20 protein-coding genes are annotated in these 24,151 nt (G+C 73.4%); 12 read left to right on the top strand and 8 right to left on the bottom strand.

Annotated features, from left to right (window positions below):
• Positions 1 to 37: 37 nt before the first annotated feature.
• A complete protein-coding gene (locus tag Ani05nite_RS14990) occupies positions 38 to 2,443 on the bottom strand; it encodes a transglycosylase domain-containing protein (protein WP_203768816.1) in 2,406 nt (801 codons plus the stop codon).
• 313 nt (positions 2,444 to 2,756) lie between these two features.
• On the opposite strand from Ani05nite_RS14990, the gene Ani05nite_RS14985 reads away from it, so the two are divergent.
• Positions 2,757 to 3,059 (top strand): WhiB family transcriptional regulator, encoded by a 303-nt coding sequence (locus Ani05nite_RS14985; RefSeq protein ID WP_041832981.1) that lies wholly within the window; start codon positions 2,757 to 2,759, stop codon positions 3,057 to 3,059.
• Between the two features lie 18 nt (positions 3,060 to 3,077).
• Here the strand turns inward: Ani05nite_RS14985 and bagB are convergent, their stop codons facing one another.
• From bagB to Ani05nite_RS14970, 3 genes are all read right to left on the bottom strand, one after another.
• The gene (bagB, locus tag Ani05nite_RS14980; protein WP_203768815.1) at positions 3,078 to 4,217 is read right to left on the bottom strand and encodes an ArsA family ATPase; all 1,140 of its coding nucleotides are present in this window, start codon (positions 4,215 to 4,217) and stop codon (positions 3,078 to 3,080) included.
• Between the two features lie 95 nt (positions 4,218 to 4,312).
• A complete protein-coding gene (gene bagA, locus Ani05nite_RS14975; protein WP_203768814.1) occupies positions 4,313 to 5,263 on the bottom strand; it encodes an ATPase BagA in 951 nt (316 codons plus the stop codon).
• Positions 5,264 to 5,285: 22 nt separating this feature from the next.
• Positions 5,286 to 6,218, bottom strand: a complete 933-nt coding sequence (locus Ani05nite_RS14970) for an Rv0361 family membrane protein (RefSeq protein ID WP_203768812.1) — start codon at positions 6,216 to 6,218, stop codon at positions 5,286 to 5,288.
• A gap of 161 nt (positions 6,219 to 6,379) precedes the next feature.
• Between Ani05nite_RS14970 and sp36 the strand changes: the two genes are divergently transcribed.
• From sp36 to Ani05nite_RS14945, 5 genes are all read left to right on the top strand, one after another.
• A complete protein-coding gene (gene sp36, locus Ani05nite_RS14965; RefSeq protein WP_203768810.1) occupies positions 6,380 to 6,535 on the top strand; it encodes a Sp36 family protein in 156 nt (51 codons plus the stop codon).
• Positions 6,532 to 7,017 (top strand): RidA family protein, encoded by a 486-nt coding sequence (locus Ani05nite_RS14960; protein WP_203768808.1) that lies wholly within the window; start codon positions 6,532 to 6,534, stop codon positions 7,015 to 7,017. Before sp36 ends, Ani05nite_RS14960 begins: the two co-directional genes overlap by 4 nt.
• Positions 7,018 to 7,105: 88 nt before the next feature.
• Positions 7,106 to 7,909: an MBL fold metallo-hydrolase gene (locus tag Ani05nite_RS14955; protein WP_377881186.1), complete on the top strand. Its 804-nt coding sequence runs from the start codon at positions 7,106 to 7,108 to the stop codon at positions 7,907 to 7,909.
• On the top strand, positions 7,906 to 11,550 hold the full coding sequence (locus Ani05nite_RS14950; protein ID WP_203768804.1) for an adenylate/guanylate cyclase domain-containing protein: 3,645 nt from the start codon (positions 7,906 to 7,908) through the stop codon (positions 11,548 to 11,550). The genes Ani05nite_RS14955 and Ani05nite_RS14950 overlap by 4 nt, the downstream gene beginning before the upstream one ends.
• 31 nt (positions 11,551 to 11,581) lie before the next feature.
• Complete coding sequence (locus tag Ani05nite_RS14945; RefSeq protein ID WP_203768802.1) at positions 11,582 to 13,096, top strand: serine/threonine-protein kinase; 1,515 nt, start codon at positions 11,582 to 11,584, stop codon at positions 13,094 to 13,096.
• 17 nt (positions 13,097 to 13,113) lie between these two features.
• Here the strand turns inward: Ani05nite_RS14945 and Ani05nite_RS14940 are convergent, their stop codons facing one another.
• From Ani05nite_RS14940 to Ani05nite_RS14930, 3 genes are all read right to left on the bottom strand, one after another.
• Positions 13,114 to 15,120 carry an ATP-binding protein gene (locus Ani05nite_RS14940; RefSeq protein WP_203768801.1) on the bottom strand — a complete coding sequence of 669 codons (2,007 nt, stop codon included), beginning with the start codon at positions 15,118 to 15,120 and terminating at the stop codon, positions 13,114 to 13,116.
• 20 nt (positions 15,121 to 15,140) lie between these two features.
• On the bottom strand, positions 15,141 to 16,592 hold the full coding sequence (locus Ani05nite_RS14935) for a carboxyl transferase domain-containing protein (protein ID WP_203768800.1): 1,452 nt from the start codon (positions 16,590 to 16,592) through the stop codon (positions 15,141 to 15,143).
• 223 nt (positions 16,593 to 16,815) lie between these two features.
• Complete coding sequence (locus Ani05nite_RS14930) at positions 16,816 to 17,493, bottom strand: Crp/Fnr family transcriptional regulator (protein ID WP_203768799.1); 678 nt, start codon at positions 17,491 to 17,493, stop codon at positions 16,816 to 16,818.
• A 202-nt stretch (positions 17,494 to 17,695) separates the two neighbouring features.
• Here Ani05nite_RS14930 and Ani05nite_RS14925 point away from each other — a divergent pair, with 202 nt between their 5' ends.
• The 6 genes from Ani05nite_RS14925 (at position 17,696) to Ani05nite_RS14900 (ending at position 22,653) form a co-directional block, all read left to right on the top strand.
• On the top strand, positions 17,696 to 18,889 hold the full coding sequence (locus Ani05nite_RS14925; RefSeq protein WP_203768798.1) for a CapA family protein: 1,194 nt from the start codon (positions 17,696 to 17,698) through the stop codon (positions 18,887 to 18,889).
• An 87-nt stretch (positions 18,890 to 18,976) separates the two neighbouring features.
• On the top strand, positions 18,977 to 19,774 hold the full coding sequence (nth, locus tag Ani05nite_RS14920) for an endonuclease III (protein WP_275410550.1): 798 nt from the start codon (positions 18,977 to 18,979) through the stop codon (positions 19,772 to 19,774).
• Positions 19,771 to 20,367 (top strand): TlpA family protein disulfide reductase, encoded by a 597-nt coding sequence (locus Ani05nite_RS14915; protein ID WP_203768797.1) that lies wholly within the window; start codon positions 19,771 to 19,773, stop codon positions 20,365 to 20,367. The genes nth and Ani05nite_RS14915 overlap by 4 nt, the downstream gene beginning before the upstream one ends.
• Entirely contained in the window at positions 20,364 to 21,047 is a 684-nt protein-coding gene (locus tag Ani05nite_RS14910) for an NUDIX hydrolase (RefSeq protein ID WP_203768795.1), read from the top strand. The genes Ani05nite_RS14915 and Ani05nite_RS14910 overlap by 4 nt, the downstream gene beginning before the upstream one ends.
• Before the next feature lie 22 nt (positions 21,048 to 21,069).
• Entirely contained in the window at positions 21,070 to 22,248 is a 1,179-nt protein-coding gene (locus Ani05nite_RS14905; RefSeq protein WP_203768793.1) for a MarP family serine protease, read from the top strand.
• Positions 22,249 to 22,275: 27 nt separating this feature from the next.
• Complete coding sequence (locus tag Ani05nite_RS14900) at positions 22,276 to 22,653, top strand: hypothetical protein (RefSeq protein WP_239129974.1); 378 nt, start codon at positions 22,276 to 22,278, stop codon at positions 22,651 to 22,653.
• Between the two features lie 72 nt (positions 22,654 to 22,725).
• On the opposite strand, the gene mycP is transcribed toward Ani05nite_RS14900, so the two are convergent.
• Entirely contained in the window at positions 22,726 to 24,054 is a 1,329-nt protein-coding gene (mycP, locus tag Ani05nite_RS14895; RefSeq protein WP_203768791.1) for a type VII secretion-associated serine protease mycosin, read from the bottom strand.
• Between the last annotated feature and the right edge of the window lie 97 nt (positions 24,055 to 24,151).

The following is a 24,151-nucleotide window of genomic DNA, read 5'->3' as shown; positions in this document are numbered from 1 at the left end:
GGCGGGCCACCGGAGAGGTGACCCGCCCGCCGTGCGCTCAGCGCCGTGGTTTCTTCGGTTTCGGAGGCTTCGGCTGGCCGGGCACGGCCGGTTCGTCGGCGGCCTTGCCCTTGCTGACCTCGATGCTCACGAAGCCGTTCTTGATGGTCCGGTCGCCGGGGTTGGTGCCGGCGGCGGTGCCCTTGGGGCAGTCGGACTCGACCTCCTGGCCCACCGAGGCGCTGAAGCCGGCGCTCTCCACCCGGGCGATGGCCCCGGCGATCGTCGCGCACTCCACGTTCGGGATCGAGCGTTGCTCGCCCTCGGCGATCTTGCGGCTGCCCGGTCGCTTGAACTGGATCTTGGGCGTGCCGCGCAGGACGTCGTCCATGGTGTCCCACACCGCGGGGTTCACGATGTCGTGCGACATCCGGTCCTTGTGGTTCTGGTAGTCCGGGTTGACCAGGTAGCCGGCGATCGTCAGCGAGCTGCTGCCGATGATCAGCGCGGCGGTCTTGTCGTTGTCGGTGGTGCCGGACTTGCCGTAGATCGGGTGGCCGATGATCCCGCGGGCCCGGCCCGCCGTACGGCTGCCGCCACAGCTGCCGAGCTGCGCGTTGTCGCCCACCGGGCAGCGGGCCGCGTCCAGCGCGGCGCGGGCCACGTCGGGGGAGGTGGCCCGGGTGCAGTGCGGCTTGCCGATGTCGATCTTCTCGTTGTTCTGCGAGACGATCTGCTCCACCGGGGTGGGCTCGCAGTACATCCCGTCGCCGGCCAGGGTCGCGTACGCGTTGGCCATCTCCAGCGGGGTCGAGGACGAGACGCCCAGCGTGAAGGCGCCCCACTGGTGCGCGGCGTCCTTGCTGGACGCCAGGTCGATGTCCGTCTTGGTGCGGAACTTGACGCCGAAGCGCTTGGCCACGTCGACGACCTTCTCGGCGCCGACGCGTTCCTGCAGCGGCACGAAGAACGTGTTGATCGAGCGGCTGAAGCCGGTCCACATGTTCGTGACGCCGCCGGCCTTGCCGCCGGAGTTGCTCGGGCAGTAGTAGATGCCGTTGCAGGTCGACCGGCCGGGCGCGATGCGGTACTTGGAGATGTACTTGGCCGGGGCGTTGATCGAGTAGGCCAGCGGGTAGCCGTTCTCCAGCGCCGCCACCATGGTGAACATCTTGAACACCGAGCCGGCCTGGTAGCCGGTGATGTCGCCGCCGCCGCTGAGCAGCGGGTTGGTGGTGTTCGGGTAGGTGCCGCGGATCTTCTTGCGGGCCTTGCCGGGGTCCGAGGAGATCTTGTTCTGCGGGTTCGCCGGGTCGTCCAGCTTGAACTTGCGGTTCGCCGCGAGCGTGCGGACCTTGCCGGTGCCGGGCTGGATGCCGGCGAGCAGCAGCGCGTTCTTGTTGTTCTGCGAGATGTGCTTGCCGATGTTGTCGCGGGCGGCCTGCTGGGCCTTGATGTCCATCGACGTCCGGATGCGGTAGCCGCCGCTCTTCAGGCGCCGCTCCCGGTCGTACGTGGTCGCGCCGAAGGCGTCCTGGCTCAGCCACCAGCGGTAGAAGTAGTCGCAGAAGAAGCCCCAGTGGTTCTTGGCCACCGAGACGCAGCCGTTGCCGGGGCGCTTCACCGTGCGGCTGATCTTCGTCGAGGTGGCCTTCTTGGCGTCCGCCGGGGTGATGAAGCCGAGCTCCAGCATGTCGCTGATCACGTAGTTGCGGCGGTCCAGGGCCTGCGGGTAGCCGCTGGCGGTGGTCGGGTTGAACGCGGTCGGCGCCTTCACCATGCTGGCCAGCAGGGCGGACTCGGCGATCGTGAGGTCCTTGGGCTTCTTGCTGAAGTACACCTGGCTGGCGGCGTAGATGCCGTACGAGCCGTTGCCGAAGGGGGCCTTGTTGAGGTAGCCCTCGAGGATCTTCTGCTTGGTCAGATCCTTCTCGATCTGCAGCGCGTACTTCATTTCGTTGATCTTGCGCTTGGGGGTGTCCTTGGTGGCGTCGACGACCTCCTGCGGGCTGGTCGCCGAGTACGCCAGCGACATGCGGACGAACTGCATCGTCAGCGTCGAGGCGCCCTGCTGGGACTTGCCGCTCTTGTTGTTGACGAACGCCCGGGCGACACCCTTCAGGTCCACGCCGTTGTGCTTGTAGAACTCGTGGTCCTCGGCGGCGATGATCGCGTTCTGCATGTTGATCGAGATGTCCTTGAGCGGCACCTCGCTGCGGAACTCGTCGTAGAACACCGAGATCTGCGTCTTGTTGTCGGACGCGAAGATCCGGCTGATCTGCGGCGCGCTCGCCTGCTTGAGCTCACTGGGGAGGCTGGCGAACGTCTCGCCGCCGGCCTTGGCCGCGAGCCCGGACATCGCCACGGCGGGGAACGCCGCGGCGGCCACCACTACGCCGGCGAGCAGGCCGCAGATGAGCAGCGAGGTCGCGTTGGCGAAGATGTTGTGATCACGTCTGCGCATCCAGGAGGTCACCTGAGCAGGGTACGCGAAAGATACCCGTGACTGCGTGTCGAGAAGGTCACGGTTCGCCCAGAATGACTCTGCCAGGTCGGCCCGCCCAGCGCGGCCTTTTCCCCGACTTTCTTGAAACTTCTCACTGTCCGGTCAGCCCGGGATGCCCGGAACTACCGAGGTATACGTTTTTGAGGGACAACGTTGCGTAATCGCCCGACTACAGAGCATGATGATCCGGCGAGCTATCGCACGACGCCTGTGTGACTTGAGGGGACATGGGTCCGCCGGCGTCAGGGGAAGCAAGGGGGGACGTGAACAGATGGGGATGATCAGCGACTGGCCCAGCATGGCGGCATGTCAGAGTGGCGACCCTGACGCGCTGTTCGTGCAGGGCGCCGAGCAGAACGTGGCGAAGAGGATCTGCCGCAGCTGCCCGGTCCGCTACGAATGCCTGGCCGACGCTCTGGACAACCGGATCGAGTTCGGCGTCTGGGGAGGCATGACCGAGCGGGAGCGGCGCGCACTGCTGCGCCGGCACCCGCACGTGGCGAGCTGGCGGAAGATGTTCGAAGCCGCGCTGCGGGAGAAGGGCGCCGACAAGGTGCTCGTCTCCACCCGCTGATTTCCGGCTGCCCTGGCCTCAGGCCAGGGCAGCACCGATCGTCCGCAGCCCGTCGACGTCGTGCACGTCGGCGGGCTGCGCTGCCACCGCCACCGCCGGGACGTGCGGGAAGGCGTCGGTGAAGGTGGCCGCCACCGCTACCTCCCGGTCGATCAACCGCAGCAGGGACGCGTGCACGCGCAGCGCCTCCGCGGTGGTCTGCTGATCGCCGAGCGCCTCCAGCCGCTCCGCCGCGGCCTCGGCCTCGGCGGCGCTCAGCGTGGTCAGCGCGCTCCGGTGGGTGCGGTTGAGCACCAGGCCGGCCAGCGGCATCCGCTCGGCCACCAGCCGCTCGGCGAAATACGCGGCCTCCCGGACCGCGTCCCGCTCCGGGGCCGCGACCAGCAGGAACGCCGTCTGCGGGTCCTGCAGGATCCGGTACGTCTCGTCGGCGCGCTGCCGGAAGCCGCCGAACATCGAGTCCAGCGCGGCCACGAAGCCCGACAGGTCGGTCAGCAGCTGCGCGCCGAGGATCTTCTGCACCGCCCGGGAGAAGATCCCGAAGGAGGCCGTGACCAGGCTGAACATGCTGCGCCCGCCGCGGGCCGGGGCCATCAGCAGGCGCAGCATCCGGCCGTCCAGGAAGCGGGAGAGCCGGGCCGGCGCGTCCAGGAAGTCCAGGGCCGACCGCGACGGCGGCGTGTCCACCACGATCAGGTCCCACTCCTCGCCGGCCCGCAGCTGGCCCAGCTTCTCCATCGCCATGTACTCCTGCGTGCCGGAGAACGTGGAGCTCATCGCCTGGTAGAACGGGTTGGCGAAGATCTCCGCGGCGCGCTGCGGCGAGGTGTGCGCCTGCACCACCTCGTCGAAGGTGCGCTTCATGTCGAGCATCATGGCGTGCAGCTCGCCGCCGGTGGCCTCGGTGTCGATGCCCTTGACCTGGCGCGGCGTGTTGTCCAGCTCGGTCAGGCCCATCGACTGGGCGAGCCGGCGGGCCGGGTCGATGGTCAGCACCACCGTGCGCCGGCCGTGCTGCTCGGCCGCGCGCAGGCCCAGGGCGGCGGCGGTGGTGGTCTTGCCGACGCCGCCGGCGCCGCAGCAGACCACGATTTTCGTGGCCGGATCGGCCAGCAGAGCGTCGACGTCCAGGCGAGGGGCGGTCTGATCAGCGGCCACGTTCCGAGCGTACTGACTCGTAGCCCCCGGCGTGGCGTGCAGCGCTGCGGTGTGTGGCGGGTCAGACACCGCGGCGGGTCGCCGAGCCCGGCGGATCAGCCCGCCAGCAGCAGGGCGGCGAGCTCGTGCAGCCCGTCGAGGTCGACCCCGCCGGGCAGCAGCGGCAGCTCCAGCAGCGGGCGGCCCAGCTCGGCCAGCTCGGCGCGCAGCGACTCCTCCAGCTCGCGGCGGGTCAGGTGCGCCCGGGCCTCGGCGTGCAGCCCGTTCACGGTTGCCGGGTCGGTGGGCAGGCCGGCGGCGGCCAGGCCGCGCTTGAGCTCGGTCTTGGTGACCTTGCCGGTGGCCAGCAGCGGCGGGCGGCCGCCGTTGATGATGATCCGGCCGACCGGGATGTGCAGCGCGGACAGCTCGGCGATCGCGTCCAGGCTCTCCTGGACCGGCATCTCCTCCAGCAGCGTGACCACGTGCACGCAGGTCATCGGCGAGCGCAGCAGCGACGCCACGCCGTCGCTCTGCGACTTGATCGGGCCCATCTTGGCCAGCTTGGCGGTCTCGGCCGTGACGTTGAGGAACCGTCCGATCCGGCCGGTCGGCGGCGCGTCCAGCACCACGGCGTCGTAGGCCCGGCGGCCGTCCGCCGAGCGGGTCGTGGCCTCCTTGACCTTGCCGGTGAGCAGGACGTCGCGCAGGCCGGGGGCGATGGTGGTGGCGAAGTCGATGGCCCCGATCTTGCGCAGGGCCCGGCCCGCGGCGCCCAGCCGGTAGAACATCTCGAGGTACTCCAGCAGCGCCTCTTCCGGGTCCACGGCCAGGGCCCGGACCTCGCCGTCACCCTTGACCGGGGTGGCCACGCGCAGCTCCGCGTACGGCAGCGGCTCGGTGCCGAACAGCTGGGCGATGCCCTGCCGCCCCTCCACCTCGACGAGCAGCGTGCGATGCCCGCCGGCCGCCAGCGCGAGGGCCAGCGCCGCCGCCACAGTGGTCTTGCCCGTACCGCCCTTGCCGGTCACCACGTGCAGGCGCGCCGGCCACTCGTTGCTAGCCACAATCCGAGGGTACGGCGTCCCTTTAGCCGTTCACGTCGCAGACGAGCCAGCCGGTCTTGCGGATCACGGTGAAGGTCAGCTGCTGCTGGGCCATCTTCTCGTCGTCGGTGGTCATGGTCAGCTGCACGCCGACGGTGGCCCGCTCGCCGGTCTGACCCGAGACGGCGGGGTCGTTCCAGCGGAAGGCGGGCGCGTCGTACTCGTTCGCGTACCCCTTGACCTGGTCGACCCGGGCCCGGAGCTTGTCCTCGTCGCGGGCCTCCCGGCAGACGACCTCCGCGGCCGTCCGCGGGTCCTGCTGGGTGTAGACCGCGGTCATGAACCGGTTGACCGCCGTGGCCGGGTCGGGCGCGCCCTTGCCGCTCTCGGCGTTGCGCAGCAGCAGGAAGGCCGAGACCGCGCCGCCGCCGAAGACCAGCAGCGTCAGGACCAGGCCGGCCACCACCCAGTACGGCCGCTTGTGCCGCACCGGCGGCCCGAGCACCTCGGTCTCGGTGCCGTGCGGATCGAACGGCACCTCCCACGGGTGCGGCAGCATGCTCAGCGGGATGGCCTCGGTCGGCTGGTCCTGCTGCACGCCCGGCTGCACCTCGGCCGGGGGCGAGTGCTCCAGCGCCAGGTGCTCCGGCGGCTCGGTGTGCCATTCGCCGGGCTTCTCGTGCCGGGCGCGGAACGGCCCGGTCGGCGGCGGCTGATGCCACACCACGTCGCCCTCGAGCACCTCGGTCTCGGCGGCGGAGGAGCCGGCGGGCGGGACGGCCGCGAAGGAGACGGTGTCGTCGGCGTCGGGCTCCGCGGCGGGCGCCGGATGGCCCGGCTCGCCGGGATAGGCGCCGACCGGCGGCCACTCGGGGATCTCGGCCGGCGGTGGCGCGTCGATGAAGTCCGACTCCGGCGCCTCCGCGGCGGCGATCGAGGAGGCCCGCGTCGTCGCGCCCTGGTGCGGTTGCGTCATCGTGCCCCCTCGGCGGCGGAGTCGGGACGCCCGGCCCCGGTGCTCAGCGTAACGAAATCCGGACAGCCGCGAGGCAGCTCCGGCCGCCTGGCTAGGCTGTCGCCGTCGCCGGGCAACAGCCCGCCGCGGCCCCGAGCGAGTGACAGGGAGCTGGACGAGCAATGCAGAAGTGGGAGTACGTGACCGTGCCGCTGCTGGTCCACGCGACCAAGCAGATCCTCGACAACTGGGGTGAGGACGGCTGGGAGCTGGTGCAGGTCGTGCCCGGCCCGAACGCCGAGCAGCTGGTCGCGTACATGAAGCGGGCCAAGTCGTGACCACGCCGGTGAGCGGGGAGGGTGGCGCGGACGCGTACGCGCGGCTCGCGGAGCTGGGCCTGACGCTGCCCTCGGTCGTGCCGCCGCTGGCCTCGTACGTGCCGGCCGTGCAGTCGGGCAACTACGTCTACGTCTCCGGCCAGTTGCCGATGGTCGACGGCAAGCTGCCGTACGTGGGCAAGGTGGGCGCCGAGGTGACGGTGGAGCAGGGCACCGAGCTGGCCCGCTACTGCGCGCTGAACGCCCTCGCCGCGATCGACGCGCTGGTCGGCCTGGGCCGGCTCGTCAAGATCGTCAAGCTGACCGGCTTCGTGGCCTCGGCGGAGGGCTTCACCGGCCAGCCCGCCGTGGTCAACGGGGCCTCGAATCTCTTCGGCGACGTGCTGGGCGAGCTCGGCCGGCACGCGCGCAGCGCGGTCGGCGTGTCGGAGCTGCCCCTGGGCGCCCCGGTCGAGGTCGAGGTCATCGCCGAGATCAACTGAGCCGTCGCCCACCCGTCGTGACCGCCGGTGACCGGATCGCACATCCGGTCCCCGGACGGTCAGCGCAGCGCGACGTACGATGCGGTGCATGGGGGGCGCCGGGGTCGTGGAGTTGCCGCACTGGGTGACGCTGCTGCGCGCCCCCAATGCCGGGCCCATGACCCTGGACGGCACCAACACCTGGGTGCTGCGCGCGCCGGGGCAGGAACACGCGGTCGTCGTCGATCCCGGTCCGCTGGACGAGGGGCACCTGGCCCGGATCGCCGCACACGGACCGTTCCTCTTCATCCTGGTCACCCACGGTCACCACGATCACGTGGAGGGCGCCGCACGCCTGTCCGAGCTGCTGGGCGGCACGGCCGTGCTGGCGGCGGACCCCGCGCACGGCGTCGGCGCCGAGCCGCTGGACCGCGACGAGTCGCTGGGCGGGGGCGGCCTGGAGATCCAGGTGCTGAACACGCCGGGGCACACCGGCGACTCGGTCTGCTTCCTGGTGGAGTGCGGCGACGAACGCGCCGTGTTCACCGGCGACACCATCCTCGGGCGGGGCACCACGGTGGTGGCCTGGCCGGACGGCGACCTGGGGGCGTACCTGGCCAGCCTGGAGCGGCTGAGCGCGTACGAGCAGGTCCTGATGCTGCCCGGGCACGGGCCGGCGCAGCCCGACTGCGCCGCGCTCGCCCGGGCCTATCTCGCCCACCGCCGGGAGCGGCTCGCCCAGGTCCGGGCCGCGGTCGCGGCCGGAGCCGGCACGGCCGAGGCGATCGTCGACGCCGTGTACCCCGACATCGCACCGGAAGTCCGTTTCGCCGCGCTCTGGTCGGCCCGCGCGCAACTCGAACACCTGAGGCGGGAATCACAGGCCGCCCCGGAACAGTTGGACCCGCTGTGACCTGTCCCGTGTGTGGAACCGTCGCCGTGCCCGGTGCCCGTTTCTGCCACAACTGCGGCGCCGCGCTGCCGGCCGCCGCCACCCTGCCCGCGGCGGAGCGGCGGATCGTCACCGTGCTCTTCGGCGACCTCTCGGACTTCACCTCCTGGTCGGAGGATCTGGACCCGGAGCGCGTCGGCGCGGTCACCGACCGCGTGCTGGCCGCGCTGGCCGGCGCGGTCAAGACCTTCGGCGGGCACGTCGACAAGCTCACCGGCGACGGGATCATGGCCGTCTTCGGCGCGCCCGTGGCCCACGAGGACGACGCCGAGCGCGCGGTCCGGGCCGCCCTGAGCATGCAGCGGGCCGTGCGCCGGGTGCTGGACGACGAGCGCGGCGGCGGCGCGCCGCTGGGCCTGCGCGTCGGCCTCAACACCGGCGAGGTGGTCGCCGGCATCCAGGCCTCGATCGAGTACACGGTCATCGGCGACACGGTCAACACCGCGGCCCGGCTGGCCGACGCCGCCGCGGTGGGCGCGGTGTACGCGGGCTCGCGGACCTCGGCCGGCACCCGGCACGTCGCCTCCTGGCGGCAGCTGCGGGCGCTGCGGCTGAAGGGCAAGCGCGAGCCGGTGCCGGCGTACGAGCTGCTCGGCCTGCACGACGCCCCGGGCACCCGGTCGGGTCTGGGCGACGAGGCGCCGTTCGTGGGCCGGGAGACCGAGCTGGGCCGGGTGGCCGGCCGGCTGGCCGAGGTCATCGACTCGGGGACCCCGCGGGTGATGGTGATGACCGCCGAGGCCGGCATCGGCAAGACCCGGTTCGCCGGCGAGGTCAAGCGGCTGGCGGCCGGCTACGACGTCGGGGCGGGCCGGTTCGCCACCCACGCCGGCGCGCGGGTGCTGCGGGCCCGGTGCCGGGCGTTCGGCGAGCGCCGCCGGTTCGCGCCCCTGGCCGACCTCGTGCGCAAGTCCGTCGGCCTGCCCAAGGACGTGGCCGCGACGATGAACCGGACGGTCGTCGAGGAGCGGCTGCGCAAGCTCGTCGCCCGGCTCAACCGCGACGGCGAGGCGCCCGACCTCGACCTCGACCGCCTGCTCGCGCTGCTCGGCTACGGCGAGGCGCCGGCCAACCCGGTCGGCCCCGCCGCGGTCGCCGAGTACCAGCCCACCGGCGGCACCCGCCCGGAGACCGAGACCATCCCGATCGCCGTGGCCGGCCTGCTCAGCGCGCTGGCCCGGGAGGCGCCGCTGGTGGTGATCGTCGACGACCTGCACGACGCCACCGCCGAGACGATCGACGCGCTCGGCGCCGTGCTGTCCCGCCTGGACGGGCCGGTCGTGCTGATGCTGCTCGGCCGTCCGGAGCTGGTCCGGACCGCGGGCGCGCTGACCCGGCTGGCCGACGCGGAGATCCACGCCCTGCCGCCGCTGCGCGGCGCGGACGCCTCCCGGCTGCTCACCTCGTACCTCAACGGGGGCAAGCTGCCGCAGGCCGACGCCGACCGGCTGCTCGCCACCGCCCAGGGCAACCCGTTCTACCTGGCCGAACTGGTCACGCTGCTGATGGAGCGCGGCGCGCTGATGCCCGCGGTGGGCGCGAACGCGGCCGGCAAGTGGCAGCTCGCCGCCGGCTCGATGGGCAGCCAGCTGCTCTCCCGCGACCTCGCCGCCGTCCTCGCGGCCCGCATCGACGCGCTGCCGACCGAGCCGCGGTCGGTGCTGCGCGACGCCGCGGTGGTCGGTGACACCGTGCCCACCGGGGTCATCGAGGCGCTGCGCGAGCGGCGGGCGCCCGCCGACGCCCGCCCGGGCGCGGTGGCCGCCGTCGAGCTCGAGCGGGCCGTCGACGAGCTGCTGCAACGCCGCATGCTGCACCGGGTCCGCGGCGGGTACGCGTTCAGCACCCCGCTGATGCGCGAGGCCGCGTACGCCGGGCTGGGCAAGGCCGACCTGGCCGACCGGCACGCCTACCTGGCCCGGTGGGCCGCGCCGGAGACGGTGACGGCGCTGGGGTACGACGGCGCGAGCCGGCTCAGCCTCGGCGAGAACGAGCGGGACGCGTTCGTCGCCACCCACGCCGAGTGCGCGGTCGAGCTGGCCGACGCCGTCCGGCTGCGCCCCGACGCCGCGGCCCGGGACGTGGCGCCGCTCGGCGTCGCCGCCCTGGGCCGGATGGCCCGCCGCGCGCTGGCGAACATCGAGCCGGCCGCCTCGATCGGCTACGCCGAACGCGCCGCCGCCATCGCCAAGGACGGCCTGCCGCTCTCCGACCAGCTCGTCCTCGCCCGCGCGCTGCTGCGCCTGGGCCGGGCCAACGAGGCCCTGACCTACGGCGAGAAGATCGCCGAGAGCGCGGACGAGGAGCCGGTGTGCCGGGCCGAGGCGCTGCTGGTCGTCGGGCGGGCGCAGGAGGCGCTGGGCGACACCGCGCGGGCCGTCGCGGCCTGGCAGCAGGCGCTGGACGTCGCCACCGAGGCCGAGCTGGCCCCGGAGCGCGCCAACGCGATGCGCCGGCTGGGCATGGCCGACTTCCTGGCCGGCCGGCTCAGCCAGGCGAGCAGCCGGTTCGCGGCCGCGTACCAGGTCACGCTCACCGCGGGGGACCGGCACGGGCAGGCCTGGGCGCTGCAGAACCTGGCCTGGGTGACCACCACCCGGGGCGACTTCGCGGGTACGGACGCCGTGCTCGGCCGGGCCGCGCGCCTGTTCGCCGAGCTGGGCGACCCGGTGGGCCGGTCCTGGCTGCGCGGCACCACGGCGTTCGCCCGGCTGCTGGCCGGCCGGCTGCACGAGTCGCGCCGGCTGGCCCGGATCTTCCTGCCCTTCGGCGACCGGGTCGGCGAGGGCTGGGCGGTGGGCACGCTGCGGGCGGTCGAGGCGTACGCGGCAGCCGAGCTGGGCGACCTGGCCGAGGCGGACGGCGAGGCGCGGCGGGCGTACCGGGACTTCGCGGCCGTCGCCGACGACTGGGGGCGCGGGCTGGCCCTGGTCGTGCGGGGTGCGATCGCGCGCGGGCTGAACGAGCCCGAGCACGCCGAGGACCTGCTCACCGACGCCCTGGAGTACGCCGACCGCACCGGCCACCCGCTGCTGCTGGGGATGGCCGGCACCCTGCGCGGTTTCGTGGCGCTGCAACGCGGCGACGTGGAGGCGGCCGAGGCGGACGCCCGCCGGGTGATGACGGCGGTCGAGCCGCACAACCCGCTCGCGCCGGCCCAGGTCGGGCCGCGGGTGTTGCTGGCCGAGGCCCGGCTGCGGGCCGGCGACGCCGCCACGGCGGTGGGGCTGCTCGCGCCGATCGCCAGTGACACCGGCGGCTCGCTGCTCTTCTCCCGCCGGCACGCGCTGGCGTCGTACGCGTCCGCCCTGCTCGCCGACGGCCGCGTCGAGGCGGCGGCGACCTGGATCCGGCGCGCACGCGAGGCGCCGGCCGAGGACGTGCGCAGCGGTGTGCTGGCGGCGATGGTGCTGGCCCGGGTGCACGCCGCGGCCGGCGCGCTGGAGCCGGCACGGGCCGCCGCGGAGGAGGCGGTGCTGCTGGCGTACTCCTCGGAACAGCTCAGCGAACGGGTCGCGGCGGAGGAACTTCGGGACGCGCTGGCCCATTCCATCGTGGAGCCGCCGGAATCTGTCGCGTACGCGTCTGACGTGCCGGGATGAAGCTGACCCCGGGTCGCGTATTTTCTAATCCGTGACCGACACCCCGCCTGGCCGCCTCCCGACCCCGTACGTGCCTGGCATGTCCGGCTTGTCGGTAATGGCCCGAGGTGGGTATGCCACCGTCTACCGGGCCACCCAGGACTCCGTCGGCCGGGACGTGGCCATCAAGGTCGAGAACAGAACCCTGGACAACGCCCGCGACCAGGCCCGGTTCCTCCGGGAGGCCAAGGCGGCCGGGCGGATGTCGTCGCACCCGCACGTCGTCGACCTGTTCGACGTCGGGGTGACAGTCGACCAGCACCCGTACCTGATCATGGAGCTGTGCGACGGGTCGTACCTGGACCGGATGCGGATCTCCCCGCTGAACGCCGTCGAGACCCGCGACCTGGGCGTGAAGATCGCCGATGCGCTGGTGCACTCGCACGCCAACGGCGTGCTGCACCGCGACGTCAAGCCGGCCAACATCCTGTACTCGCACTTCAACCCGGCCGTGCTGGCCGACTTCGGGCTGGCCGTGCTCGGCGAGATGCGCGACTCGTCGGTCACCCTCGAGGTGCTCACCCCCGCGTACGCCCCGCCCGAGATGTTCTCGCACGCCGAGCCCTCCGGCGCGGTCGACGTCTACGCCCTCTGCGCCACCCTCTACGCGGTCATGCGCGGCCGCCCGCCGCGCTGGGAGTCCGACCGCAGCCCCAGCCTGATCACGCTGATGGACCTGTTCAACCACCCCATCCCCGACCTTCCGGGCGTGCCGCGCTCGCTCACCGAGGTGCTGCGGTACGGCATGGCCAACGATCCCCGGGCCCGGCCCAGCGCCGAACAGCTGCGCGAGCTGCTCGGCGGCCTGCACCTCGGCCCCGACGGCCGCCAGGCCCCGCCGACGGTCTACCGCGCGTCCACGTTCCGGGCGCCCGACCCGCGCCCGCGGTCCCACGACCCGCGCCCGGTCCCGCCCGTGTCACCCACCCGCGACGTGCACGGCGCCGACGAGACGCCGACCGTGCACACCGAGGGCCGCAAGCGCGCCAAGCGCCGCTGGCTGTTCGGCGGCTTCGGCGCGTTCCTGCTGGTGGCGGCCTCGCTGGGCGGCGCCTGGCTGGCCTCGTCGCAGGGCCCGCACCTGCGTACGCTGGCCACCCGGCTGGCCAAGCCGACGGCCTCGGGCCTGCCCGCTGCCCTCTCCCGGCTGCCCGGCTGCACGGCCGCCACGGCCCACTGCCCCGCGCAGGTCGAGTGCTACACGCGGCAGGCCGGCGGCCGGCCGATCGCCCGCAAGGTGTCCTGCGCCCGGCCGCACAGCTGGGAGGTCTTCGCGGTGGGCCGGCTGCCGTCCGGAGTGGAGCCCCGGGACCGGGACGCGGTCACCACCGACCCGATCGTCCGCAAGGTGTGCAGCACGGCCACCTTCCGCCGCACGACGACCCGCACCGACGGCACCGAGTGGGCGCTGTCGGTGCTGCCACCCACCGACGCCGACCGGACCTTCCGCTGCCTGGCCGGGCAGGGCCTGGACCGGCTCCGGGGGCCGGTGCTGGCCCGCGGCTGAAACCGCGGGCCCCCGCCCTACTCAGGGTCCAGGACGGCCAGCAGCTCGCCGGTGTCGACCTCCGCGCCCGGCTGCACCGGCAGCGACGCCACCACGCCGGCCGACGGGGCGTGCACCGGGTGCTCCAGCTTCATCGCCTCCAGCGTCAGCAGCAGCTCACCGGCGCGTACCCGCTGACCCGGCACCACCAGGACCCGGCGCACCGCCCCCGGCAACGGGGCGATCAGCGAGCCCTCGGTGGTCTCCGGGGCCGGCAGTGGAAAGCGGGACAGCTCGCGCAGCGTCACCGAGCCCTCCGGGCTGTCCACGTAGGAGATGTCGCCGACCCGGTGCACCTTGAGGCTCAGCCGGATGCCGTTGACGTCCAGGTCCACCCGGCCGCCGTCGGCGTGCACCACCACGGTCGGCGGGTGGTCGTCGAGCGTCGGGGCCTGGCCGAGCCCGGCCAGGTCCAGCTCCTCCGGGTCCACCGCGCGCACCCACCAGCCGGCCAGCTCGCCGTGCCGGTTCATCCGGTAGCCGACCTCGACCGGGCCGGCCGGGCCGTCGTACACGGCGGTCTGCGACCCGGACGGGACGTTGCGCCAGCCCGAGGGCAGCGACTGCAGCACCGGGGCGGCCGAGCGCCGGGCCGCGGCGCCGGCCAGGGCGGCGGCCAGGCAGGAGATGCGGACGGCGTCGACCGACGACAGCAGCGGCGCGAAGACCTCCGGGTGCCGGTCCAGGAACCCGGTGTCCACGTCGCCGAGCCGGAACGCCTGGTGCCGCAGCACCCGCACCAGCAGGTCCCGGTTCGAGACCACGCCGTGCAGCTGGGTACGGGTCAGCGCCGACGCCAGCATCCGGGCCGCCTCCTGCCGCGTCGGCGCCCAGGCCACCAGCTTGGCCAGCGTGGAGTCGTGGTGCACGCCGACCACGGTGCCGTCCATCACGCCGGCGTCCAGGCGCAGGCCGGGCTGGGGCAGCGGGCGGAACGAACCGGCCACGTCCGGGACGGCGAAGCGGTGCAGGGTGCCGGAGGCGGGCAGCCAGGCGTACGCGGGGTCCTCGGCGCAGATGCGTACCTCGATGGCGTGCCCGCGGATCGGCGGCGGGCCGGGCATCGGCAGGCTGCCGCCCTCGGCCACCAGCAGCTGGAGCCGGACCAGGTCGTAGCCGGACACGCACTCGGTGACCGCGTGCTCCACCTGCAGCGACGGGGTCAGCTCGAGGAACCAGAAGTCGCCGTCCGCGTCGAGCAGGAACTCCACCGCGCCGGCGCCCACGTACCCGATCGCCCGGACGGCGACGATCGCGGCCCGGCACAGCTCCTCGCGCAGCGCCGGGTCGACCGCCGGCGACGGCGTCTCCTCGATGATCTTCTGGTACCGCCGCTGCACCGAGCACTCCCGCTCGCCGAACGGCACCACGGCGCCGTGCGCGTCCGCGATGATCGGCACCTCGATGTGCCGGACGTTCTCCACGAACGGCTCGCAGAACACCGCGTCGCCGGTCTCCTGCCGGGTCGAGGCCACCGCCTCGGCCAGCGTCACCGGGTCGCGGACCACCCGCATGCCGAGCCCGCCGTGCCCGGTGGCCGGCTTGATCAGCACCGGGAAGTCGGTGACCTGCTCCGGGTCGGTCAGCGTCGGCAGCACCGGCACCCCGGCCTCGGCCACCATGGCCTTCGTCTCGATCTTGTTCTGCACCGTGCCCAGCGTCTTGGCGGGTGGGCCCACCCAGATCAGCCCGGCCTCGGCGACCTCGGCGGCGAACCCGGGATCCTCGGCCAGCCGGCCGTCGCCCGGATGGATGGCGTTCACGCCCGCCCGCTTGGCCGCCGCGATGATCAGGTCGCCGCGCAGGTACGTCGACTCGGGCGTGCCGCCGGACAGGTGCACGGCGTAGTCGGCCTCGGTCACGTGCGGCGCGTCGGCGTCGGCATCGGAGTAGACGGCGACCGTCTCGATGCCGACCAGGCGGCAGGTGGCGAACACCCGGCGGGCGATCTCGCCGCGGTGGGCCACCAGAAGACGTCGGATCACTGGTCTACCTTTCAGGGACTTCAGGGTCGGAAGACGCCGACGTGTTCGGCGCCCTCGACAGCCGCGCTGTGCACGGCGGACAGGCAGAGGCCGAGCACCGTACGGGTGTCGCGCGGATCGATGACGCCGTCGTCGGGCAGCTTGCCCAGCGGGGAGGAACCCTCCGCGGGCCGCTCCACCGGCCAGCTGAACAGGAACCGCGGCTCGTAGGCGCGGCCGTAGATGCCGCCCGCCTCCTCGGCGGGCCGGGCCCCGATCATGAGGGTCAGGTGCGGGACGGTCGACTTGGCCACGGCGTGCACCAGCGGGGCGCCGTGCCGCACGTCCGCGGCCTCGTGGGCCTCGGCGGCCGGCGCGCCGGTGTACTGCACGAACAGCAGCGACGTGGCGGTCGCGTTGGCCAGCTGGATGAAGTGCACGGCCTTCTGCGTCTCGGCCGGCGAGAACGCCCCGCCCAGGTTGGCCAGCACCCCGATCGGGTAGCCGTGCAGTTCACCCCAGCCGGTGACCAGCGCGGTGCCCTGGGTCGGCTTGAACTCGTCGAAGTCGCTGCCGTCGAGGATCCGGGCCAGCACCTCGCGCGGCTCGAACACCGTCGCCGGGTCGGCCCCGGCCATGCTCAGCAGGTCCTCGGCGTCGTACTTGGGCGGCTCGGGCGGGTAGCAGCGCGGGGCCGGGCCGCGTTTGCGCCAGTTGAACCGCCGCACGCACTGCCGGGCCAGGCGCAGCCCGTCCCGCTCGTCCTCGGCCAGCTGGTCGGCCGGGCCGGTGACCCCGGCGGGGACGGTGGGCGCGCTGCGCACCTCGGGCGCCGGGCGGCCGTTGGCCCCGGCCGCGCGGACCGGCTGCGGATGGATGGTCAGCATCTTGGCGTGCCCGCGCACCATGATCGTGTAGTCGGACAGCGCCGGTAGGTAGGCGGCGTCACCGGTTGTCGCACCGAAGACCACGCAGACCGTGGGCACCCGGTCGGCGGTGAGCTGGCTGAGGTCCCGGGCGATCGCCCCGCCCGGCGGCGGGCCGGCCGGGGCGGCCGCGCCGGTCGACTCCACGAGGTTGACCAGCGGCAGGCGGTTGACCGAGGCGATCCGGGCGGCCCGCCGGATCTTCTCCACCGTGTACGGGTTGACCGCGCCGCCGTCCACCGTGGGGTCGTTGGCGATCACCACGCACTCGACGCCCTCGACCACGCCGATCCCGGTCACCACGCTGGCGCCGATCGGGAACTCCGAGCCCCAGGCGGCCACCGGCGACAGCTCCAGGAACGGGCTGTCCTGGTCGAGCAGCATCTCGACGCGTTCCCGCGGCAGCAGCTTGCCGCGCGCGTGATGCCGGGTCACCCACTTCTCGCCGCCGCCCGCGCGGGCCGCCTCCAGCGCCGTCTCGAGCTCGGCCAGCCGTTCCAGCATCGCGCTGCGGCTCTGCAGGTAGGCCGGGTTGCGCGGGTCGATCGCGGTCTCGAGCACGGTCACGGGATCACCTCTGCCCTGCCCTGCGCTGCATGCCCGCCACCATCTCCAAGACCCGCGCCTCTCGCCCGTGTAGTGCCTCTCGACCACCTCCGTAACGAGCGGCCGACCGGGTGCGACACGGATCATGAGAGGGCGGCTTTGTCCCCCGATCGGGTGGGTGGACACGCCGTCGAGGGGCCGCCCATCAGGGCGGCCCCTCGTCGTGCTGTTGCTGCTCCGGCGGTCAGACCCGCGCGCGGCGGGCGAGCCTCTCCGGATCCAGGATGATGACGCTCTTGCCGTCGAGACGCAGCCAGGCGCGGGACGCGAAATCCGCCAGCGCCTTGTTGACCGTCTCCCGGGAGGCGCCGACGAGCTGCGCCAGCTCCTCCTGGGTCAGGTCGTGCGTCACGCGCAGCACGCCGCCGTCCCTGGTGCCGAAGCGGCCCGCCATCTGCAGCAGGTTCTTCGCCACCCGGCCGGGCACGTCCGTGAAGATCAGGTCGGCCAGCGCGTCGTTCGTCCGGCGCAGCCTGCGGGCGAGCACCCGCAGCAGCTGCTCGGCGATCTCCGGCCGGTTGTTCAACCACGGGCGCAGCGACGACTTCTTCAGCCGGGCCAGCCGCGTGTCGGTGACCGCGGTGGCCGTGGCCGTCCGCGGACCGGGGTCGAACAGGGACAGCTCACCGAGCATGTCCGACGGACCCATGATCGAGACCAGGTTCTGCCGGCCGTCCGCCGCCCGGCGACCAAGCTTGATCTTGCCGGAGAGAACGATGTAAAGGCTGTCACCCGCCTCGCCCTCATTGAAGACGATGTCGCCCTTCCGGACCTCGATCGTCTCCATCTCCTTGGCGAGTGCCTCGGCAGCCTCCGGGTCAACGCCCTGGAAGATCCCGCTGCGAGCCAGTACCTCATCCATCGCTGTACCTCCGAATACGCGCTTCGCCGCGCACGATCAGTCTAGGCGCACGCGGGCCGTAAACGGGCGGGCACCCCTCGATCCAGACCTCGCAGCGTAACCGGTGGGGCCGGGGAGGCCGCAAGAATCGTCGCTCTCGGTGAGCAATGACCAGCCGTTCGACGGTCGCCGCGCCGGTTCGCCGACGGTATCGTCCTCGTCGATGAATTCCGACCCCCCGCGCCGCCCCGGCCTGTTCGGCCGCCCGGTCCTGACCGTCACCCTGATCCTCGCCGTGCTCGCGGGCGCCGGCCTGGGCGGAGTGGCCCTGGCCGACCGCGGTTCCGACTCCGCCGCCCCGGTCTGGCGCAACCCGCCCGCGGCCGCGCCCGCCTCGTCCGCCGCCTCCCGCAAGCCCGAGCCGGAGTCCGCTCCCGCCCCGGGCGCCGAGACGATCACGCTCTCCGCGACCGGCGACATCATCATGGGCAGCGCCCCCGACAAGCTCCCCGCGAACGACGGCGAGGGCTTCTTCGACTCCGTCCGCGAGGGCCTGAAGTCGGACCTGGTCATGGGCAACCTGGAACAGCCGCTGACCGGCGACACCGGCACCTCCAAGTGCGGCAGCCCGGCGCGGGCCAACTGCTTCGCGTTCCGCTCCCCGCCGAAATACGCCGAGCACCTCGTCGACGCCGGCTTCGAGCTGATGAACACGGCCAACAACCACTCCAAGGACTTCGGCGTCCAGGGCTACAAGAACACCGTGGCGGCGCTGGAGAAGGCCGGGCTCAAGTACACCGGGGCGCAGGGCCAGATCACCGTCACCGAGGTCAAGGGGGTGAAGGTCGCGGTGGTCGGCTTCTCCCCGTACGCGGGGGCGAACAACCTCAACGACCTCGGCGCCGCCCGCTCGGTGATCGAGGAGGCCACCCAGCAGGCGGACATCGTGGTGGTGCAGGTGCACATGGGGGCCGAGGGCTCCGGCATGGGTCACGTGAAGCCGGGCAACGAGCTGTTCTTCGGCGAGAACCGGGGCGACCCGATCAAGTTCTCGAAGACGGTCATCGACGCCGGCGCCGACGTGGTGATCGGGCACGGCCCGCACGTGCTGCGCGGCATGCAGTTCTACAAGGGCAAGCTGATCGCCCACAGCCTGGGCAACTTCGCCGGCGGCGGGAAGACGCTCAGCAGCGACGGCGTGCTCAAGTACGGCGGCATCCTGCACGTCTCGCTGACCCGGGACGGCGAGTACGCCGGCGGCAAGTTCCTCTCGACGTACCTGGACGGCACCGGCAAGCCCGTCCGGGACAGCGCGAAGGAACGCGGGCTGGCCCGGGTCCGGGAGCTCTCGGCCGACGACTTCGGTGACTCGGCGGCGACCATCGGTGAGGACGGATCCATCGCCGCGCCCCGGTGACGGGTATGTGACCCGGGGCGGTCGTGGGTGCGACGTACTCTTGCTCGCGTGAGTCGTCCCGTCGTCGCCGCCACCGCAGGTGCGGCCGTGCTGGCCCGGTCGGCCAAGCGCTTCGCCAAGGAGACCCCGATCGGGCGCAAGCGGCGGGCCCGCAAGATGGCCCAGCAGCTCGCCGAGGCCCATCCCGACGCGCACTGCGAGCTGGACTTCAGCACCCCGCTGGAGCTGGCCGTGGCCACCATCCTGTCGGCCCAGTGCACCGACAAGAAGGTCAACGAGGTCACCCCGGTCGTCTTCGCCAAGTACCGCACGGCGGCCGACTACGCCGCCGCGGACCGCGGTGAGCTCGAGGTGATCCTGCGGCCCACCGGCTTCTTCCGGGCCAAGACCGACTCGCTGATCAAGCTCGGTCAGGCGCTGCTCGAGCGGCACGACGGCGAGCTGCCCGGCCGGCTGGAGCAGCTGGTGGCGCTGCCCGGCATCGGCCGCAAGACCGCCAACGTCATCCTGGGCAACGCCTTCGACGTCCCGGGGATCACGGTCGACACCCACTTCCGGCGCCTGGTGAACCGCTTCGGCTGGGTGCACGAGGAGGATCCGGTCAAGATCGAGTTCCTGGTGGCCGACCTCATCGAGAAGCGCGACTGGACGATGCTGTCGCACCGGATCATCTTCCACGGGCGCCGGGTCTGCCACGCCCGCAAGCCCGCCTGCGGCGCGTGCACCCTGGCGGCGGTGTGCCCGTCGTACGGCACCGGCCCGACCGAGGCGGCCCCGGCGGCGAAGCTGCTCAAGGGCCCGCGCGCGAAGGAGCTCGCCGCCCAGGCCGGCGTCGACCCCGACCTGGTGCCGGCAGCGGCCGTCGTGACGCCGGAGGCGCCGTGAGCCGAGCGCGGGGCGGGCCGGTGCTGGCGCGGTGGCTGACGCCGCCCCTGGCGCTGCTGCTGGCCGCGTGCACGGCCACCGAGGTCCCGGCTCCCTCGCCGGCGGAGGACGCGGCTTCGCCCTTCGCCGACTGCGCGGCGCTGACCGCGCCGCGGCCGGCCGCGTCCGCCGCCGCGGATCTTCCCGAGCTGTCGCTGCCCTGCTTCACCGGCGGCAGCCCGGTGCGGCTGACCGCGCTGGCCGGGCCCGCGGTGATCAACCTCTGGGGCTCGTGGTGCGACCCCTGCCGGCGGGAGCTGCCCGTCCTGCAGGAGCTGGCCGAGGCCACCACGGGCCGGCTGCGGGTCGTCGGCGTCGACACGATGGACACCCGGGACGCGGGCGCCTCGTTCGCCACGGCCGCGGGCCTGTCGTTCCCGACCCTGTTCGACCCCGACAAGCAGCTGCTCACCGCGCTCGGCAAGGTCAACCTGCCGGTCACCGTCTTCGTCGGCGCCGACGGCCGGCGGTACGTCTACACCGGCAAGGCCCTCGACAAGCCCACCCTCGGCGGGCTGGTGCGCACCCACACCGGTGTGACGGTGACCGGGTGAGCGGGCGTCCCGACGGGCTCCCCGGCTGGTGGGAGCCGCTGCTGACCCGGGTCGGGTCGGCGCGTACCGAGGACTTCACCCCGCTGCGCCCGCCGGCGAGCGGCGGCCGGGCCAGCGCCGTGCTCGTGCTGCTCGGCGAGCAGCAGCCGGACGAGCCCGACCTGCTGGTGCTGCAGCGGGCCGCCACCATGCGCAACCACGCCGGCCAGGCGGCCTTCCCCGGCGGCGCGGCCGACCCGGCCGACGCCGACCCGGCGGCCACCGCCCTGCGCGAGGCGAGCGAGGAGGTCGGCCTCGACCCGGCCAGCGCGACCGTGCTGACCACCCTGCCCGAGCTCTACATCCCGGTGAGCCGCTTCGTGGTGACCCCGGTGCTGGCCTGGTGGCACGCGCCGCACCCGGTGCACGTGCGCCAGCCCGCCGAGGTCGCGCACGTGGCCCGGCTGCCGGTGGCCGAGCTCGTCGACCCGGCCAACCGGATCCGGGTACGCCACCCGAGCGGCTGGGTGGGCCCCGCGTTCCAGGTCCGCGGCATGCTCGTCTGGGGCTTCACCGCCGGCGTGGTGTCGGCCCTGCTGGACATGGCCGGGTGGAGCCGGCCGTGGCAGCCGGGCCGGCTCCTGGAACTCCCCGACACCCCGGTCACCGTGCCGGTCGCCTCCGACGAGGTGGTCACGTGACCGTTACTTCTACTCTTAGCGAGTGCTTGTGGTCGATGGAATCCTGATCCTGCTCATGCTGGTCTTCGCGATCAGCGGCTACCGGCAGGGTTTCGTCATCGGCGCGCTGTCCTTCGGCGGCTTCTTCAGCGGCGTGCTGATCGGGCTCCAGGTCGGCCCGCTGATCGCCAACCAGTTCGCGGACGGCACGGTCCGGCTGGTCGTCTCCCTGGTGGCGATCTTCGCGCTGGCCGTGCTCGGGCAGACCCTGGCCGGCTGGCTGGGCACCCGGCTGCGCCGCTCGATCAGCAGCCCGCCGGTGCAGCGCCTCGACGACGCGGGCGGCGCGGTGGTCTCGCTCGTCGCCGTGCTGCTGGTCGCCTGGCTGATCGCCGTGCCGCTGGGTTCGACGCCGTTCCCGGGGATCAACAAGCAGGTGCGCAGCAGCGCGGTGCTGAACGGCATCAACTCGCTGATGCCGGAGCAGGCCCAGGCGCTCTCGGCCGGGCTGCGGGAGTCGCTGAACACCAACGGCTTCCCGGACGTCTTCGGCGGCCTGGCCCGCACCAACGCCCGCGAGGTGGCCGCGCCCGACCCCAAGCTGGCCAGGTCCCAGGTGGTGGTCAACTCCCGCAAGTCGGTCATCAAGGTGCTCGGCACCGCGCCGAGCTGCTCGCGCCGCATCGAGGGCTCGGGCTTCGTCTACGCCGACGAGCGCATCATGACCAACGCGCACGTGGTGGCGGGCACCCGCAACGTGCAGGTGGAGACGACCAACGACCGGCTGGACGGCAAGGTCGTGGTGTACGACCCGGAACGCGACCTGGCGGTCATCTACGTGCCGGGCCTGCGCGCGCCGGTGATGCCGTTCGTGGAGAAGCCGGCCGGCACGGGCGCCAATGCGGTCGTGCTGGGCTACCCGCTGGACGGCCCGTACGACGCGCAGTCGGCCCGGGTGCGCGAGGTCAGCAACATCACCGGCCCGGACATCTACGACTCGGGCGACGTGACCCGGGAGATCTACACGATCTACGCGAAGGTCCGCAGCGGCAACTCGGGCGGCCCGCTGGTGGCGCCGAACGGCGACGTGCTCGGCGTCATCTTCGCGGCGGCGGCCGACGACCAGACGGTGGGTTTCGCGCTGACGGCGGCCGAGGCGTCCGGGACCGCCCGGCTCGGCGCGGAACGCACCCGCGGCGTCAAGACCGGCGACTGCGCGTGAGGCTCCCGGCCCGCTAGGGTCGCTGGCATGCCGACGCCGCCCTCCGCCGATGTCCTGGCCGCCCTCCGCGAGTTCGTGGCCCGCCTCGACGAGCTGGACCCGGAGGCGCCGCTGGTCGGCGAGCTGACGCTGGGCCTGGCCGGCGCGACCGAGCGGCTCCCGCTGCGGGCGCCGGTGGCCCGGGCCCTGACGGAGGCGCTGCGCGGTTATCACGACCCGCGGGACCGGGGCCGGTGTGCGCACTGTGCCGGGCCCCTGGACGACGACTTCGTGTGCCGCTCCTGCGGGATCGTGAACGGGCTCTTCGGGCGGACGGTCGCGGCCTTCGCGACGCCGGCGGAGGGGGAGGAGGAGGCGCGCGGTATTGCCGGCGTGGACCGCCCCGACGGGACCCTGAACGACTGACCGGCTGCTGCGCCCGCCGGCTGACCGGCTTGTCCCGGGCGGCCCGCGCCCGGACGGGTCGCGGCGACCGGCTCAGGCCAGGTGGGCGAACCGCCGGACGGTCAGCACCGTCGCCACCACCGAGGCCAGGAACAGCAGCCCCGCCGCCCACCAGCCGTGCCGCGAGGCCGGCGGCGCCGTGTCGCCCGCCCGGGCCGCCGTGCCGTGCGCGCCGGGGAGGCGGGCGCCGACCACGGCGTTGTCCGGCGCCGACTGGGCCTGGCCCGAGGCCGGGGCGTTGCCGAAGCCGGCGATGCCCGGCGAGGCGGTCGTGTCCAGCGGGTTGCGCAGCACCGTCGGGATCTCGCTGGTCAGCGCGCCGGTCGGGTTGACCAGGCCGTAGCCGTACTGGCCGTCGCGGCCGGCCGGGCCGCGGTCCTGGGCGGTCTTGATGATGCGGTTGACCACCTCGGCCGCCGACATCGTGGGCCAGCGGGAACGGACCAGCGCCGCCGTGCCGGAGACCATCGGCGCCGCGAAGCTGGTGCCCTGGACCCGCCAGTAGCCGCCCGGGCGGGCGCCGACGAGCTGGGTGGCCGGGGCCGTCACCACCGTCTCCTTGCCCGTGATCGAGCCCGACCACAGCACGTCGCCGTCCTTCTCCATGCCCGCCACCGCGATCACGCCGGGCTCGCGGGCCGGATACCAAACCCCCGAGGACGCGGAGGCGCTCGCGTTGCCGGTGCACGCCACCACGACCACGTCCTTGGCGAACGCGTAGTCGAGGGCCGCCGCCAGGGCCGGGCTGCTGCCGTTGCCGCCGAGGGAGAGGTTGATGACCCGGGCGCCGTGGTCGACGGCCCAGCGCACGCCCTTGGCGACGATCAGGGCGTCGTCGTAGCGGTTCTCGCGGTCCAGCACGCGTACCGGAAGGATCTTGGCCTTGGGGGCGATGCCCACCACGCCGGCGGCGTCGTCGCTGCGGCCCGCGATGATCGCGGAGACCGTGGTGCCGTGCCCGACCAGGTCGGTGTCGCCGTCGCCGCCGGAGTCGACCAGGTCGAGGCCCGGCAGCACCTGGCCCTGCAGGTCCTTGTGGCCGGCGTCGACGCCGGAGTCGATCACGGCGACGGTGATGCCCGCGCCGGACGCGTAGGTCCAGGCGCCGGCCAGGTTCAGCGTCTTGATGTGCCATTGCTCCGCGCGCACGGAGTCGCCGAGCAGCGGCTCCGGCTCGGTGAGCGGGGAAGCGAAGGCGAGCGGGGCCGCGGAGGTGGCCGCCGGCCGGATGTCGGGCTCGGCCGCCAGGGCGGGCACGCCGCTGAGGCCGGTGCACAGACCCGCGGCGGCGGTGGCGGCGGCGAGCCGGGCGGGCAGGTGCCGGACGTTCAGCAACGGGCACCGTCGCAGGCCCGGCGGCATACGGCAGCGTCGCGCCTCGATGGGCGGGACGCACGCGGTGCTTCGCTCACAGCGCTCACTGGCGGCATGACCATTCTGATGATGGACGGTCGATGCT

Origin of the sequence: Actinoplanes nipponensis, from assembly GCF_016862275.1 — a bacterium.
GTDB lineage: Bacteria > Actinomycetota > Actinomycetes > Mycobacteriales > Micromonosporaceae > Actinoplanes > Actinoplanes nipponensis.
Note: the sequence above shows the minus strand (reverse complement) of the source record. Positions and strands in the feature narration are given on the sequence as shown.

Coding starts and splice junctions, on each gene's coding strand:
- Ani05nite_RS14990 (WP_203768816.1), bottom strand. CDS start 2,443: ATGCGCAGACGTGATCACAACATCTTCGCCAACGCGACCTCGCTGCTC.
- Ani05nite_RS14985 (WP_041832981.1), top strand. CDS start 2,757: ATGGGGATGATCAGCGACTGGCCCAGCATGGCGGCATGTCAGAGTGGC.
- Ani05nite_RS14970 (WP_203768812.1), bottom strand. CDS start 6,218: ATGACGCAACCGCACCAGGGCGCGACGACGCGGGCCTCCTCGATCGCC.
- sp36 (WP_203768810.1), top strand. CDS start 6,380: ATGCAGAAGTGGGAGTACGTGACCGTGCCGCTGCTGGTCCACGCGACC.
- Ani05nite_RS14955 (WP_377881186.1), top strand. CDS start 7,106: ATGGGGGGCGCCGGGGTCGTGGAGTTGCCGCACTGGGTGACGCTGCTG.
- Ani05nite_RS14930 (WP_203768799.1), bottom strand. CDS start 17,493: ATGGATGAGGTACTGGCTCGCAGCGGGATCTTCCAGGGCGTTGACCCG.
- Ani05nite_RS14925 (WP_203768798.1), top strand. CDS start 17,696: ATGAATTCCGACCCCCCGCGCCGCCCCGGCCTGTTCGGCCGCCCGGTC.
- Ani05nite_RS14900 (WP_239129974.1), top strand. CDS start 22,276: ATGCCGACGCCGCCCTCCGCCGATGTCCTGGCCGCCCTCCGCGAGTTC.
- mycP (WP_203768791.1), bottom strand. CDS start 24,054: ATGCCGCCGGGCCTGCGACGGTGCCCGTTGCTGAACGTCCGGCACCTG.